The 13,936-nt window shown below is 69.3% G+C and carries 11 protein-coding genes; 8 read left to right on the top strand and 3 right to left on the bottom strand.

Translation table 11 applies throughout. The features are described 5' to 3' along the window. Positions 1-27 precede the first annotated feature (27 nt). The 4 genes from CKO33_RS10140 to CKO33_RS10125 are packed head-to-tail and all read left to right on the top strand — an operon-like array spanning position 28 to position 3,975. Positions 28-1,503 carry an NfeD family protein gene (locus tag CKO33_RS10140; RefSeq protein ID WP_200182113.1) on the top strand — a complete coding sequence of 492 codons (1,476 nt, stop codon included), beginning with the start codon at positions 28-30 and terminating at the stop codon, positions 1,501-1,503. Next, positions 1,500-2,306 carry a slipin family protein gene (locus tag CKO33_RS10135; protein ID WP_200182111.1) on the top strand — a complete coding sequence of 269 codons (807 nt, stop codon included), beginning with the start codon at positions 1,500-1,502 and terminating at the stop codon, positions 2,304-2,306. The genes CKO33_RS10140 and CKO33_RS10135 overlap by 4 nt, the downstream gene beginning before the upstream one ends. Further along, positions 2,303-3,199, top strand: coding sequence for a site-specific tyrosine recombinase XerD (gene xerD, locus CKO33_RS10130; protein WP_200182110.1), 897 nt, complete (start codon positions 2,303-2,305; stop codon positions 3,197-3,199). Before CKO33_RS10135 ends, xerD begins: the two co-directional genes overlap by 4 nt. Before the next feature lie 44 nt (positions 3,200-3,243). Beyond that, complete coding sequence (locus CKO33_RS10125) at positions 3,244-3,975, top strand: DsbC family protein (RefSeq protein ID WP_200182109.1); 732 nt, start codon at positions 3,244-3,246, stop codon at positions 3,973-3,975. Between the two features lie 46 nt (positions 3,976-4,021). Here the strand turns inward: CKO33_RS10125 and trxA are convergent, their stop codons facing one another. Next, on the bottom strand, positions 4,022-4,885 hold the full coding sequence (gene trxA / locus CKO33_RS10120) for a thioredoxin (protein ID WP_200182108.1): 864 nt from the start codon (positions 4,883-4,885) through the stop codon (positions 4,022-4,024). A 165-nt stretch (positions 4,886-5,050) separates the two neighbouring features. Between trxA and parE the strand changes: the two genes are divergently transcribed. The 4 genes from parE to htpX all read left to right on the top strand — a co-directional run bounded on the left by parE (position 5,051) and on the right by htpX (position 10,600). Then, positions 5,051-6,946: a DNA topoisomerase IV subunit B gene (gene parE / locus CKO33_RS10115; RefSeq protein WP_200182107.1), complete on the top strand. Its 1,896-nt coding sequence runs from the start codon at positions 5,051-5,053 to the stop codon at positions 6,944-6,946. 23 nt (positions 6,947-6,969) lie between these two features. Then, a complete protein-coding gene (locus CKO33_RS10110) occupies positions 6,970-7,200 on the top strand; it encodes a hypothetical protein (protein WP_200182106.1) in 231 nt (76 codons plus the stop codon). A 67-nt stretch (positions 7,201-7,267) separates the two neighbouring features. Continuing rightward, complete coding sequence (gene parC / locus CKO33_RS10105) at positions 7,268-9,514, top strand: DNA topoisomerase IV subunit A (RefSeq protein WP_200182105.1); 2,247 nt, start codon at positions 7,268-7,270, stop codon at positions 9,512-9,514. Positions 9,515-9,709: 195 nt separating this feature from the next. Next, positions 9,710-10,600, top strand: a complete 891-nt coding sequence (gene htpX / locus CKO33_RS10100; protein WP_200182104.1) for a protease HtpX — start codon at positions 9,710-9,712, stop codon at positions 10,598-10,600. A gap of 66 nt (positions 10,601-10,666) precedes the next feature. Here htpX and CKO33_RS10095 read toward each other — a convergent pair whose 3' ends face one another. Together CKO33_RS10095 and CKO33_RS10090 are read right to left on the bottom strand one after the other, a co-directional pair. Then, positions 10,667-12,763 (bottom strand): two-component system response regulator, encoded by a 2,097-nt coding sequence (locus CKO33_RS10095; protein ID WP_200182102.1) that lies wholly within the window; start codon positions 12,761-12,763, stop codon positions 10,667-10,669. Between the two features lie 133 nt (positions 12,764-12,896). After that, positions 12,897-13,936: cyclic-di-GMP receptor FimW-related protein (locus tag CKO33_RS10090; RefSeq protein WP_439099436.1), on the bottom strand; the 1,040-nt coding region annotated here is incomplete at its 5' end.

Raw genomic sequence — 13,936 nt, 5'->3', positions numbered from 1 at the left:
TATGACGACCGCTGCGGGGCCCGCATCATGAACCTTGGCCGCCGATCCCCCATCCTGCGCATCCTTCCCTGGCTGCTGCCCCTGCTGGCGGGCCTGGTGCTGGCCTTTGCCGTCCAGGCCCGGGATGGAGGGGAGCGCATGGGCTTGATGCTGGAGGTGGACGGGGCCATCGGTCCGGCCACCAGCGACTACTTCCTGCGGGGCCTGGAGGCCGCCCGGGAGATGGATGCGGAACTGGTGTTGGTGCGCCTGGACACCCCCGGTGGCCTGGACAGCGCCATGCGGGACATGATCCAGGGCATCCTTGCCTCCCCGGTGCCGGTGGTCACCTATGTGGCCCCCTCCGGGGCGCGGGCCGCCAGCGCCGGGACCTATCTGCTCTATGCCAGCCACGTGGCGGCCATGGCGCCGGCCACCAACCTGGGGTCGGCCACGCCGGTGCAGATCGGCGGGGGCGGCCTGCCCGGCATGCCCGATGCCGGGCAGGACAGGGCGCCGGAGGGTGAAACGCCGGCCCCCGATGGCCCGCAGGGGGATGAAGCGGAGACGACGGGGCAGGACGAAACAGGGCAACCGCCCCCCCGCCGCGGCAGCACCGCCATGGAGCGCAAGGTCCTGGAGGATGCCGTGGCCTACATCCGTGGCCTGGCGGAACTGCGCGGGCGCAATGCCGACTGGGCCGAGGCCGCCGTGCGCGAGGCGGTGAGCCTGGGGGCCACCCAGGCCCTGGAGCAGGGGGTCATCGACCGGGTGGCGGACAGCACGGGGGATCTCCTGCGCCAGATCGACGGCCTGACGGTGCGCCTGGACCGGGGCGAGCGCACCCTGGACACCGCGGGGCTGCAGCTGGTGCAGCGGGAACCCGACTGGCGTACCCGCCTGCTGGCGGTCCTCACCAACCCCAACGTCGCCTACATCCTCATGCTGGTGGGGATCTACGGCATCATCTTCGAACTGGCCAATCCCGGCAGCATCTTCCCCGGGGTGGTGGGGACCATCAGCCTGATCCTGGCCCTGTACGCCTTCCAGGTGCTGCCCATCAACTATGCCGGGCTGGCCCTGATCCTCGTCGGGGTGGTCCTCATGATCGCCGAGGCCTTCGTCCCCAGCCTGGGTATCCTCGGATTCGGCGGGGTGGCCGCCTTCGTCTTCGGTTCCATCATCCTGGTGGACGAGGGCAATCTGGGCATCTCCATCCCCCTCATTGGCGGCACCGCCCTGGTGTCGGCCCTGTTCTTCGTCTGGGTGCTGGGCCGCTTCTTCCAGATGCGCCGGCGCCATGTCACCACCGGTCGGGAGGAGATGATCGGCGCCGTGGGCACCGCCCTGAAGGACTTTTCCGGGGGCAGCGGAAGGATCCGGGTGCACGGCGAGTCCTGGCTGGCCCGCAGTGAAATCCCCGTCTCCCAGGGTGAAACCGTCCGGGTGACGGCCATGGATGGCCTCACCCTCACGGTGGAGCCTGCCCGTGTAACCGGAACCCCGAAAGGAGCCTCGTCATGATCCTCGCCCTGGTGGTCCCCCTGGCCCTGGTCCTGGGCCTGCTTGTCCTGTCCATCCGCGTGCTGCGGGAATACGAGCGCGGTGTCGTCTTCTTCCTCGGCCGCTTCCAGGCCGTGAAGGGCCCGGGGCTGATCCTGGTGATCCCGGTCATCCAGCAGATGGTGCGGGTGGACCTGCGGCTCATCACCCTGGATGTCCCCAGCCAGGACGTGATCTCCCAGGATAACGTCACGGTGCGGGTCAACGCCGTGCTCTACTTCCGGGTGGTGGATCCGGAGAAGGCCATCATCCAGGTGGAGGACTACTACAGCGCCACCAGCCAGCTGGCCCAGACCACCCTGCGTTCGGTGTTGGGTAAGCACGACCTGGACGAGATGCTGTCGGAGCGGGACCGGCTCAACGACGACATCCAGTCCATCCTGGACAGCCAGACCGACAGCTGGGGCATCAAGGTGGCCAACGTGGAGATCAAACACGTGGACCTGGACGACACCATGATCCGCGCCATCGCCCGCCAGGCGGAGGCGGAGCGGGAACGCCGCGCCAAGGTGATCCACGCCGAGGGGGAGCTGCAGGCGGCGGCCAAGCTCACCGAGGCGGCGGATGTCCTCTCCGGCAGCCCCCAGGCCCTGCAGCTGCGCTACCTGCAGACCATGAGCGACATGGCCAACAAAAACACCTCCACCGTGATCTTCCCCTTCCCCTTCGACCTCATGGGGGCCTTCACCGGCGCCGCCGGGGCGGGGCGCAAGGCGCCCCCGCGGGACGTTGCCGGTGAACGCACCGGCGGGGGCGGGGCATGACGCGGGAGACCCCGCTGATCGACCGTTTCCTGGATGCCCTGTGGATGGAACAGGGGTTGAGCGATCACACCCTGGCGGCCTACCGCGCGGACCTGAAGGGGCTGGACCGCTGGCTGGAGGGGCAGGGGGTGACCCTGGAGGCGGCGGACCGGTCCCGGCTTCTGGCCTACCTGGCCCATCGCATGGAGCAGGGGGCGCGGCCCCGCACCATGGCGCGGCTGCTCTCCACCCTGCGCCGCTTCTATGGCCACCTGGCACAGCAGGGGATGATCCCGGAAGACCCCACGGCCCGCATCGATGCGCCGCGGCTGGGCCGGCCGCTGCCCGACGCCCTCACCGAGGTGGAGGTGGAGGCCCTGCTCCGGGCCCCGGACCCGGAGGACGACCTGGGGCTGCGGGACCGGGCCATGCTGGAGGTACTCTACGCCACCGGCCTGCGCGTCTCCGAACTGGTGGGCCTGCGCCTGGGGCAGACGAACCTGCGCCACGGCGTGGTGCGCACCCTGGGCAAGGGGGGCAAGGAACGCCTGGTGCCCCTGGGGGAGGAGGCGGTGGACTGGCTGCAGGCCTATCTGGACACGGCGCGTCCGGCCCTGCTGCGGGGGCGCGGCCAGTCCGAGGCGGTGTTCGTCACCCGCCGGGGCGAGGCCATGACGCGCCAGGCCTTCTGGTACGCTATCCGTCGCCACGCCGCCGCCGCCGGCATCCGCAAGCACCTCTCCCCGCACACCCTGCGCCATGCCTTCGCCACCCACCTGCTCAACCACGGGGCCGACCTGCGCGTGGTGCAGATGTTGCTGGGACATGCCAGCCTGTCCACCACCCAGATCTACACCCATGTGGCCCGCGAGCGGCTCAAATCCCTGCACGCGGAACACCATCCCCGGGGGTGACCCGGGGATCCCGCCATCCATCCCAGACCCAGCGAGTCGACTGCATGTACCGAACCATCCCGATCCTTGTATTGCTCTGCCTGACCCTCCTGCCCCTCACGGCGCCCGCCAAGGACGACGGGACCATCGCCGCCCTGCGCGAGCGGGTGGCCGAGCTGGTCCCCGACACCGAGCCCAGTGACATCCGCGAGACGCCGGTGGCCGGGCTCTACCAGGTGCGTTTCGGGGCCCGCCTGTTCTACATCACGGCGGACGGGGCGTATGTCCTGGAGGGCAACCTCGTGGAGGTGGATACGGGGCGCAACCTCACCGAGGCCGCCCGCGCCGTGGGCCGGCGCGGGATGCTGGCGCAGATGGATGAGAAGGACATGGTGGTCTACCCCGCCCGCGGGGAGGAGAAACACGAGATCACGGTGTTCACCGATGTGGACTGCCCCTACTGCCGCCGCCTCCATGACGAGGTGGAGGCGCTGAACGAGGCGGGGGTGACGGTGCGTTACCTCATGTTCCCCCGTTCCGGGCAGGGCTCACCGGGCTTTGACAAGATGGTCCGGGTGTGGTGCGCCGACGACCCGGCGGCGGCCTTCAACCGGGCCAAGGCGGACAAGCCGGTGAAGGCCGAGGCCTGCGAGACCCCGGTGCGCGAGCACATGACCCTGGGGCACAGGATGGGGGTCCGGGGGACGCCGGCCATCCTCCTGGAGAGCGGCGAGATGCTCCCGGGGTACCGCCCGGCCGAGCGGATCCTCCAGGCCCTGGAACAGGCCGGGGCCTGAGGACGGCCGCCCCGGGTGCCCCCGGCGGGCACCCCGGGGCCGCGCTTCAGAACAACAGGGCCATCATCCTGCGGCGGTATTCGTTCACCAGCGGATGATGGGCCCCCAGCAGCTCGAAGGCGGCGAGCAGGCCCTTGTGGCCCGCGTCATCCCCGTAGCGGCGGTGCTTCTTCATCAGCCGCATGAGCCGTTCCAGCCCCCCGCCGTGATCCCCCTGCAGGATGCGGGCGGCCCCCAGGCGGTGCAGGGCCTCCGGATCGTCCGGGTCCGCCTCCAGACGCGCCTCCAGGGCCGGCCATTCCCCCGGATCCCCGGCGACGCGGGCGAAGTGCAGTTCCGACTCGATCCGTTTCACGTCCTCCCGCTGGTGCAGGTCCATGGGCAGGCTCTTCACCAGCGCCTCCGCCTCGTCGGCCCGACCCAGCTGGAGCAGGGCCCGGGCCTGGTCGATCTTGAGCTCCTCCTTCTCCGGCCGAGCCCGGCGGGCGGCCTCGAACTGCTCCACGGCGGCATGGGCGTCCCCCCGCTCCAGGGCCTCGCGCCCGGCCCGCAGCGCATCGGATTCGGGTCCGGGCAGGTGACGTTCCAGCAATTCGCGCACCGCCGACTCCGGCTGCACACCCATGAACTGGTCCGCCACCTCCCCGTCCCGGAAGAGCATCACCGTGGGCAGGCTGCGCACCCCGTACTCCATGGCCAGCTCCTGCTCCTGGTCGGTGTTCACCTTGGCCAGGAGGAAGCCCCCGGCGTACTCCTCCGCCAGCTTCGACAGGATGGGGATCAGCATCTGGCAGGGCTGGCACCAGTCCGCCCAGAAGTCCACCAGGACAGGCCGGTTGTGGGACTCCTGGAGCACCAGGGACGGGAACTGCTCGCGGGAGACCTCAATGATGTGGGGAGATGTGCTCATCGGGATTGACCTTGTCGTGAATGTCGGATGAATCGGTTCAACAATGTTGTCTTCCGGGGTTCATTGTCGGGACGGCCGGCGGCGTCTTCAAGGCCGGCCCACTTGTGGTTTGCGGGGAGGTTGCATACAGTAGCCGCGCCTTTTCCACCGGACCGTCACCCGCCCATGGGCGCCTCATCCGACTACACCTCCTCCGATATCGAGGTCCTCTCGGGCCTGGACCCGGTGCGCAAGCGACCGGGGATGTACACCGACACCACCCGGCCCAACCACCTGGCCCAGGAGGTGATCGACAACGCCGTGGACGAGGCCATCGCCGGCCACGCCGACCGCATCGACGTGGTGCTCCATGGCGATGGCTCCCTGTCCGTGGCCGACAACGGCCGGGGTATGCCGGTGGATCCCCATCCCCGGGAGAAGCGGCCCGGTGTGGAGGTGATCCTGGGAACGCTGCATGCCGGCGGCAAGTTCTCCCAGAAGAGCTACCGCTTCTCCGGCGGGCTCCACGGCGTGGGGGTGTCGGTGGTCAACGCCCTGTCGGAGCACCTGGAGGTGAGCATCCGCCGTGACGGGCGGGAATACCGCATGACCTTCGCCGACGGCCACCGCCAGAGCGAGCTGGAGGTCATGGGGGAGGTGGGCCGCCGCAATACCGGCACCACCCTGCGCTTTCGCCCCAACCCGTCCTATTTCGACACCCCCCGTTTCTCCGTACCCCGGCTCCAGCACATCCTGCGGGCCAAGGCGGTGCTCTGCCCGGGCCTGGCCGTCTCCTTCCAGGACGAGAACAGCGGTGAGCGTTGCGACTGGTGCTACGAGGCCGGGCTGCGGGACTACCTGGTGGAGGCCCTGGACGGGGCCCCCCGCGAGCCCGGGGAACCCTTCATGGGCAGCGTCAGCGGCGAGACGGATGCCGTGGACTGGGCCGTGGTCTGGTTGCCCGAGGGGGGCGAGCCGGTGGCCGAGAGCTACGTGAACCTGATCCCCACGACCCAGGGGGGCACCCACGTGAACGGCCTGCGCACCGGGCTCACCGATGCCGTGCGCGAGTTCTGCGAGTTCCGAAACCTGGTGCCCCGGGGGGTGCGCATCACCCCGGAGGATGTCTGGGACAATGTCGCCTACATCCTCTCCTTCAAGATGCTGGACCCGCAGTTCGCGGGCCAGACCAAGGAACGCCTCTCCTCCCGGGAGGCGGCGCCGTTCATCTCCGGCGTGGTCAAGGACGCCTTCAGCCTCTGGCTGAACCAGCATCCCGGCGCCGGGGAGCGCATCGCCGAACTGGCCATCGCCAGCGCCCAGAAGCGTCTGCGGGCCGGGCGCAAGGTGGTGCGCAAGAAGGTGACCCAGGGGCCCACCCTGCCGGGCAAACTGGCGGACTGCGCCGCCCAGGACCTGGCGCGCACGGAGCTGTTCCTGGTGGAGGGGGACTCTGCCGGCGGTTCGGCCAAGCAGGCCCGGGACCGGGACTTCCAGGCCATCATGCCGCTGCGGGGCAAGATCCTGAATGCCTGGGAGGTGGACCCGGACCAGGTGCTGGCCTCCCAGGAGATCCACGACATCAGCGTCGCCATCGGTGTCCATCCCGGGGCCCCGGACCTGGAGGGCCTGCGCTACGGCAAGGTCTGCATCCTGGCGGACGCCGATTCCGACGGCCTGCACATCGCCACCTTGCTGTGTGCCCTGTTCGTGCGCCACTTCCGCCCCCTGGTGGAGCAGGGGCGGGTGTTCGTGGCCATGCCGCCGCTGTTTCGCATCGACGTGGGCAAGGAGGTGCACTACGCCCTGGACGAGGAGGAAAAGGCCGGCATCCTGCAGCGCATCCAGGCGGAGAAGAGGAAGGGCAAGGTGGCCGTCACCCGCTTCAAGGGCCTGGGGGAGATGAACCCCATCCAGCTGCGGGAGACCACCATGGCCCCGGACACCCGCCGTCTGGTGCAGCTGACCCTGGACGACGGCGACGATACCGGCCGGCTGCTGGACATGCTCCTGGCCAAGAAGCGGGCCGCCGACCGGCGTGCCTGGCTGGAGTCCAAGGGGCATCTGGCCGAGGTATCCTGAACCATTCCTGCGAGGGGAGCGACATGGCAAGACCCATGGTTGGATTTGGAACGCGCCTGCTGCTGGTGGTCATCAGCATCCTGGGCATCATCGTGGCCATGACCGGCATCCTGGAGCTTCTGGCCGGGGGCATGGGCAGTTTCTATCCGCCGGCCCTGCGCTTTCCCGGTCACGGTGTGGTGCTGACCGTGGCGGGCTATCTCATGATGGTGCCCATGGGCTGGCTCTACTGGCGCGACGCCCAGTCCGACTGAGGGCCCCGCGCCCATCCCCTTCCCGCGGCGGTGCGTCCGCCGCATCGACCCCCGAACCCCCGGATCCATGACCGAGAGCGCATACCTGCCCGAAGGCGTCGAGCAACAGCCACTGAAGACCTTCACGGAGAAGGCGTACCTGGATTACTCCATGTACGTCATCCTGGACCGGGCCCTGCCCCATGTGGGGGACGGGCTCAAGCCGGTGCAGCGTCGCCTGGTGTATGCCATGAGCGAGCTGGGCCTGTCGGCCCTGTCCAAGCACAAGAAGTCCGCCCGCACCGTGGGGGACGTGCTGGGCAAGTATCATCCCCACGGGGATGCCGCCTGCTACGAGGCCATGGTGCTCCTGGCCCAGCCCTTCTCCTCCCGCTATCCCTTCGTGGACGGGCAGGGCAACTGGGGTTCGGCGGATGATCCCAAGTCCTTCGCCGCCATGCGCTACACCGAGGCGCGCCTGTCCCCCTACGCCCAGCTGCTGCTGTCGGAACTGGGGCAGGGCACCGTGGACTGGATCCCCAACTTCGACGGCACCCTGGAGGAACCCAGGGTCCTGCCGGCCCGTCTGCCCAACGTGCTCCTCAACGGTGGCTCGGGCATCGCCGTGGGCATGGCCACCGACATCCCGCCCCATAACCTCAAGGAGGTGGCCGCCGCCTGCGTGCACCTGCTGGAGCACCCGGATGCGGATGCCGACGCCCTGTGCGCCCACATGCCCGGACCCGATTTCCCCACGGAGGCGGAGATCATCACCCCCCGGGAGGAACTGCTGGCCCTGTATCGCAGCGGCCAGGGCAGCCTGCGCATGCGCGCCCGGTTTGAACACGAAAACGGCGATCTCATCATCACCGCCCTGCCGTTCCAGGTCTCCGGGGCCAAGGTGCTGGAGCAGATCGCGGCGCAGATCCAGGCGAAGAAGCTGCCCATGGTGGAGGACCTGCGGGACGAGTCGGACCACGAGCATCCCACCCGTCTGGTGATCACCCCGCGCAACAGCCGCGTGGACCGGGAATCCCTCATGGCGCACCTGTTCGCCACCACCGACCTGGAACGCAGCTACCGCGTCAATCTGAACGTCATCGGCCTGGACGGGCGACCCCAGGTCAAGGCCCTGCCGGAACTGCTCTCGGAATGGCTGCGTTTTCGCATCGAGACGGTGCGCCGGCGCCTGCAATGGCGTCTGGACAAGGTGGAGAAGCGCCTGCATATCCTGGAGGGGCTGCTGGTCGCCTATCTGAACATCGACGAGGTGATCCGCATCATCCGGGAATACGACGAGCCCGGACCGGAACTGATGCGCCGCTTCGGGCTCACCGAGGCCCAGGCGGAGGCCATCCTGGAGCTGAAGCTGCGCCACCTGGCGCGCCTGGAGGAGATGAAGATCCGGGGGGAGCAGGACGAACTCCAGCAGGAGCGGGATCACCTGCAGGCCACCCTGGGATCGGAGGAGAGGCTGCGCGCCCTGGTGGGGGAGGAGATCCGTGCCGATGCCGGGCGCTTCGGCGATGCGCGCCGTTCCCCCATCGTGGCCCGGGCCGCGGCCCAGGCCCTGGACGAGTCCGCCCTGGTGCCCTCGGAGCCGCTGACGGTGGTCCTCTCCCGCATGGGCTGGGTGCGGGCCGCCAAGGGCCACGAGGTGGACGCCCCGGGGCTCAACTACAAGTCGGGGGACGCCTATCAGTCCGCCGCCCCCGGGCGCAGCAACCAGCCGGCGGTCTTTCTGGACAGCACCGGGCGCAGCTATACCCTCCCGGCCCACAGCCTGCCCTCCGCCCGGGGCCAGGGGGAGCCCCTGTCCGGGCGGCTGTCGCCGCCGGACGGGGCGCGCTTCATCGGCGTCATGATGGGGGCCGGGGAGGACCGCTATGTCCTGGCCACGGACCACGGTCACGGTTTCATCGTCCGCCTGGAGGACCTGATGACCCGCAACCGTACCGGCAAGGCGGTGCTCACCGTGCCCGCCGGGGCGCAGGTGCTGCACCCCCTGCGCATCCACGATCTGCAAGGGCAGTACCTGGCGGCGGCCAGCAGCGCCGGCCATCTGCTGATCCTCCCGCTGTCGGAACTGCCGCAGATGGCCCGGGGCAAGGGCAACAAGATCCTCCATATCCCCACGGACCGGCTGAAGTCGGGGGAGGAGACCCTGGCGGCCCTGGCGCTGGTGGGCGCCGGCACCCCCCTGACCGTGGTGGCCGGGAAGAAGACCAAGACCATGAAGCCGGAGGAATGGGGCGACTATCTGGGGGAGCGGGGCCGGCGCGGCCAGAGGTTGCCCCGGGGCTACCAGAAGGTGGATCGCCTGCAGGCGGGCTGAGGCTCCGGGAGAACCCGGGAGCGCACAGGGGGGGATGGTGGCCGGCGGCCGTGCGGGTAGGGCATGCGGCGGCGGGTGCGTGTCCTGCCCGCAATACCGATCGGTCTGCCAGCTCCACTCAGGCTTGAATTTTCACCCCCGGCCCCCATCTAATACGCCGGTCCCTTTAGGTCATGACGCAATCACGGAGAGCCCATGAAACGCATCGCCCTTTTCCTGGCCACCAACCTGGCCATCATCGTGGTGCTGAGCATCACCCTGCGGCTTTTGGGGGTGGAGCGCATCCTGGACGAGACCGGCACCGGTCTGGACTACACCAGCCTGCTGATCTTCGCCGCGGTCTTCGGTTTCGGCGGCTCGTTCATCTCCCTGGCCATCTCCAAGTGGATGGCCAAGATGAGCATGGGGGTGCAGGTGATCGAACAGCCCCGCAGTCCCGATGAGCTGTGGCTGGTGGAGACCGTGCGCCGCCAGGCCCGTCAGGCGGGCATCGGCATGCCTGAGGTGGGCATCTTCAACTCCCCGGAGCCCAACGCCTTTGCCACCGGCATGAGCCGCAACAACGCCCTGGTGGCGGTGAGCACCGGCCTGCTGCAGAACATGGGCCGGGACGAGGTGGAGGCCGTGCTGGGGCACGAGGTGAGCCACGTGGCCAACGGGGACATGGTGACCCTGGCCCTGATCCAGGGGGTGGTGAACACCTTTGTCATCTTCCTGGCGCGGGTGATCGGTCATGTGGTGGACCGGGTGGTGTTCAAGAACGAGGAGGGCCATGGCCCGGCCTTCTGGATCACCACCATCGTGGCGGAGATCGTGCTGGCCATCCTGGCCTCCATCATCGTCATGTGGTTCTCGCGCCGGCGGGAGTTCCGCGCCGACGCCGGCGGTGCCGAACTGGCGGGCCGCGAGAAGATGATCCACGCCCTGGAGCGCCTGCGGGCGGCCCAGGGGATGCCCGCCCAGATGCCGGACCAGATGCGGGCCTTCGGTATCCGCGGCGGGGGTATGGCCCAGGGCCTCAAGCGCCTGTTCATGACCCATCCCCCGCTGGAGGAGCGGATCATGGCCCTGAAGGCCGCGGGCTGAGCCCGACACGAGCGGTGATGATGCATGCGGGGGCCCTTCGGGGCCCCCGTTTGCATTTGGGAGCCGTTAACCGGTGGTGGAGAAGTCGTAGTCCAGGGATTCGGAGGGGGGTTGGAGGAAGTTGCCCTGGATGTAGTTGATGCCCAGCCCCCAGAGGATGGAGAGGCTGGCGGCGTCCTCCACCTGCTGGGCGATGACCAGCCGGTTCTGGGTGTGGGCGGTGTCGGTGATGCGCCCCAGGGTCTCCTGGTTCTCCTGGCTGCTGGCCAGGTTGCGGGTGAAGGAGGCGTCCACCTTCAGGTAATCCGCGGGCACGTGGTTGAGCACCTGGAAGGGATTGAGGCCGTTGCCGAAGTCCTCCAGGGCAAAGCCGCAATGGACGCTGCGCAGGGTCTTCACGAACTCCTTGGCCTGGCGCAGGTAGGCCACCACGGTGGATTCCTTCATCTCGAAGACGACGCACTGGGCGGGGATGCGTTTTTCCTTCAGGCGTTCCATGATCCAGGGCAGGATCTGGGGGTCGTGCAGGGAGCCGGCGGTGATCTTGATGAAGAAGACCGTCTCGTGTCCGGCCTTGCGCTGCACCGCCAGGCGTTCAATGGCGTGTTCGATGACCCAGCGGTCCAGGTCCGTGGCGATGCCGGTGCGCTCGGCGCTGGGCAGGAACTGGGCCGGGCTGACGGCCTCCCCGTGCTCGTCCAGCAGCCGCATGAACACCTCGTAGCGCTCGCCGCCCTCGCCGTGGAGGCCGACGATGGGCTGGAACAGCAGATGCAGGCGGTTGTCCCGGATGGCCGCGGTGATGCGCTCGTTCCAGGTCTCGTCCAGCTGCTTCTGGGTCATCTCCCCTTCCTTGGGCCGGTACACCTGCATGCGGTTGCCGCCCTGGCGGCCCGCCTGTTCGCAGGCCTTCTGTGCCCGGGAGAGGAGTTCGTTCACGTCCGGGGCATTCTCGTCGACGCGGGCCACCCCCATGGAGGCGGTGCAGGTGATGGAGCGCCCCTCCACATCGCAGATGTGGTGGGCGATCTGCCCCAGCAGGGTGTGGGCGAAGGCCTCCATGTCCGCCTGTTCCCAGCGCAGGGAGAGGATGGCGAAGGCCTCGCCGTCAAAGCGGGCGACGATATCCCCCTCGCCGCAGGTATCCTCCAGCACCTTGCCGATATCCGCCAGCACCAGGTCTCCGCCGGCCACGCCCACGGCCTCGCGGATATCGGCGAAACGGTCGATGCGCAGCTCCATGAGACTGGCGTTCCCCTTGCCCTGGTTGGCCCGGCCCAGGGTGCGCTGCAGCTGCTCGATGAAGTATTGGCGGTTGTAGAGGCCGGTGACCAGATCCCGCTGGGCCAGGTAGTTGAGCTGGCGCTCCAGTTCCCGGGTATTGCTGCGGTTGCGGATGAGGATCTGGGTGCAGGGCTCGCCGTCGATGGTGGCCGGACTGAACTCCATGCGGGCGGCGAAGGGGGTGCCGTCGGCGCGGGTGAGCTGCAACTCCAGGGCCTGTGCCTCCGCTTCCCCGTCGGCCGGATCGGGGGGGACCCCGCCTTCGTGGCCACGCAGGAATTCCTTCAGGGCCGGCTGGTCCTCCCGGGAGACCATGTCCATGAGGGGCATCCCTTCCAGTTCCTCCTCGTCCGTATAGCCGAAGAGTTCCAGATAGGCGCTGTTGGCGTAGGTGTGCATGCCCTCGTGCACGTAGGCGATGGCATCCCGGGAGCTGTCCAGCAGGGTCTTGCAGCGGCGTTCCGTCTCCCGCAGGGAGGCTTCACAGGCCTTGAGCTGGCGCCATTGCTGCTGATGGGCGGCAGCCCGGGCCACCACATGGCGCAGGTGGTCGAAGCGGTCCTTGTGCACCAGGTCGTGGGCGCCGGCCTCCAGGCATTCCACCACATCGCTGTCGGTGGCCTCGGTGAGGGCGATGACGGGGGCGTGGCGGCCCATGCGGCGGTTGCTCTCCACCACGGTTTCCAGGGGGAGCTGGGCCTGCCCCAGGGTGCAGAGGATGACATCCGGGGCGTGGTCCCTGAGCTTGTCCTCCAGGTCCTGGGCGTCCGTTACCCGCTGCGGCCGCACGGCCAGCCCCGCGGACTTGAGCGCGCTGACCATCTTCTCGGCGTCGTTCAGGTCCGGGTCGATGATCAAGAGGCGGATGATGTGGTCCATGCCTTCGGGTCCGGGCTGCGCGGGGCGGGGCCGTTGCGCGGGGGCGTCCGGTGATTATACAGACAAGGCCGGAGGGGTGAACATCGCCCCGCCCCCGCGGGGCCGCGGCGGGGGCGGCCGGGGACCGTGGGGATCAGAGCAGATCCGGCCAGCGCTCCTCGTCTGTGGGGGAGGGGCGTCCCGCCGTGGGTTCCTGCGGGTTGTCGCGGGGGGGAGGGGTGCGGTAACGGAACTGGGTGAAGCGGGTGGTCTGGCGCTCTGCGTAGGGCAGGAGCACCTCCCGGATCCCCCCTTCCAGATGCACCCGGATGCGCTCCCCCAGCTGGAACAGGCCCGTGCGGCACACCAGGGTGGCGGGCTGGCCCAGCACCTGGATGGCCGGAAGCAGCAGCGCGGGTTCAGGGCGGCCGGCCCCGTTGTGGCGCGGAACGGGGCTGACCTCCACCGGCAGGGCCCGGGGGGCCAGCATCTTCACCCCCAACTCCAGCGCTCCGTCCTCGCCCTGGATCATCCGGCGGATCATGCCCAGACGCCAGGTGTTTTGGGGATCGCGCCGGTCCCGCAGGATCAACAGTTCGCCCACCTGGGCCCGGGTGAGGCCGTCACCGCTCCAGCGCAGGCGGAATCCCCCGGCGCTGGCGTCCATGATCCGCCAGCGGGTGATCCCCTCACCGGCGGGGGAGGGGGCCGGTTCCGGCTCCGGCTCCGGTGGTTCGGGTTCCGCGTCCCGGATCGGTCGGCGCCGGGCCACCTGGTCCCACAGGCCGGCACTGCCCTCGCCGGGCAGATCCTTCAGGTAGCTGACGCTGATGCCCTCCTCCTGTTCCTGGGGGGGAGGAGACAGCTCGGCCAGGGTGAAGAGGGCCTCCAGGGCCTCCTCCCGGGAGCGGGCGGGGCCTTCCTCCGGGTCATCCCCGTGTCCGTGTCCAGGACGCCCGTCGCCTTCACTTCCCCCGCGCAGGGCGCGGTGGATCGCGTCCATGCCGATGGCCGCTTCCATCTCGCCCTGGCCCGGGCTGCGGCTGAAGCGGCGCCGGGCGGTGTTGGTCCAGGCCTGGATGACCCGGCTTGCCTGGTCGCTGCTGAGGTGGGGGGGATGCCCGGGTTCGGGGGCTGCCCCGGTGCAGGCCCGCAGCCGCCGGAGCAGGGGGGCAGGGTTCAGATAGCGGATGG

Origin of the sequence: Ectothiorhodospira mobilis (assembly GCF_016584115.1) — a bacterium.
Classification (GTDB): Bacteria; Pseudomonadota; Gammaproteobacteria; order Ectothiorhodospirales; family Ectothiorhodospiraceae; genus Ectothiorhodospira; species Ectothiorhodospira mobilis.
Note: the sequence above shows the minus strand (reverse complement) of the source record. Positions and strands in the feature narration are given on the sequence as shown.

What these genes read in the sequence shown, in the direction of transcription:
- CKO33_RS10140 (WP_200182113.1), top strand. Translation starts at nt 28, where the DNA reads ATGAACCTTGGCCGCCGATCCCCCATCCTGCGCATCCTTCCCTGGCTG.
- xerD (WP_200182110.1), top strand. Translation starts at nt 2,303, where the DNA reads ATGACGCGGGAGACCCCGCTGATCGACCGTTTCCTGGATGCCCTGTGG.
- CKO33_RS10110 (WP_200182106.1), top strand. Translation starts at nt 6,970, where the DNA reads ATGGCAAGACCCATGGTTGGATTTGGAACGCGCCTGCTGCTGGTGGTC.
- htpX (WP_200182104.1), top strand. Translation starts at nt 9,710, where the DNA reads ATGAAACGCATCGCCCTTTTCCTGGCCACCAACCTGGCCATCATCGTG.
- parE (WP_200182107.1), top strand. Translation starts at nt 5,051, where the DNA reads ATGGGCGCCTCATCCGACTACACCTCCTCCGATATCGAGGTCCTCTCG.
- CKO33_RS10095 (WP_200182102.1), bottom strand. Translation starts at nt 12,763, where the DNA reads ATGGACCACATCATCCGCCTCTTGATCATCGACCCGGACCTGAACGAC.
- trxA (WP_200182108.1), bottom strand. Translation starts at nt 4,885, where the DNA reads ATGAGCACATCTCCCCACATCATTGAGGTCTCCCGCGAGCAGTTCCCG.
- CKO33_RS10125 (WP_200182109.1), top strand. Translation starts at nt 3,244, where the DNA reads ATGTACCGAACCATCCCGATCCTTGTATTGCTCTGCCTGACCCTCCTG.
- parC (WP_200182105.1), top strand. Translation starts at nt 7,268, where the DNA reads ATGACCGAGAGCGCATACCTGCCCGAAGGCGTCGAGCAACAGCCACTG.
- CKO33_RS10135 (WP_200182111.1), top strand. Translation starts at nt 1,500, where the DNA reads ATGATCCTCGCCCTGGTGGTCCCCCTGGCCCTGGTCCTGGGCCTGCTT.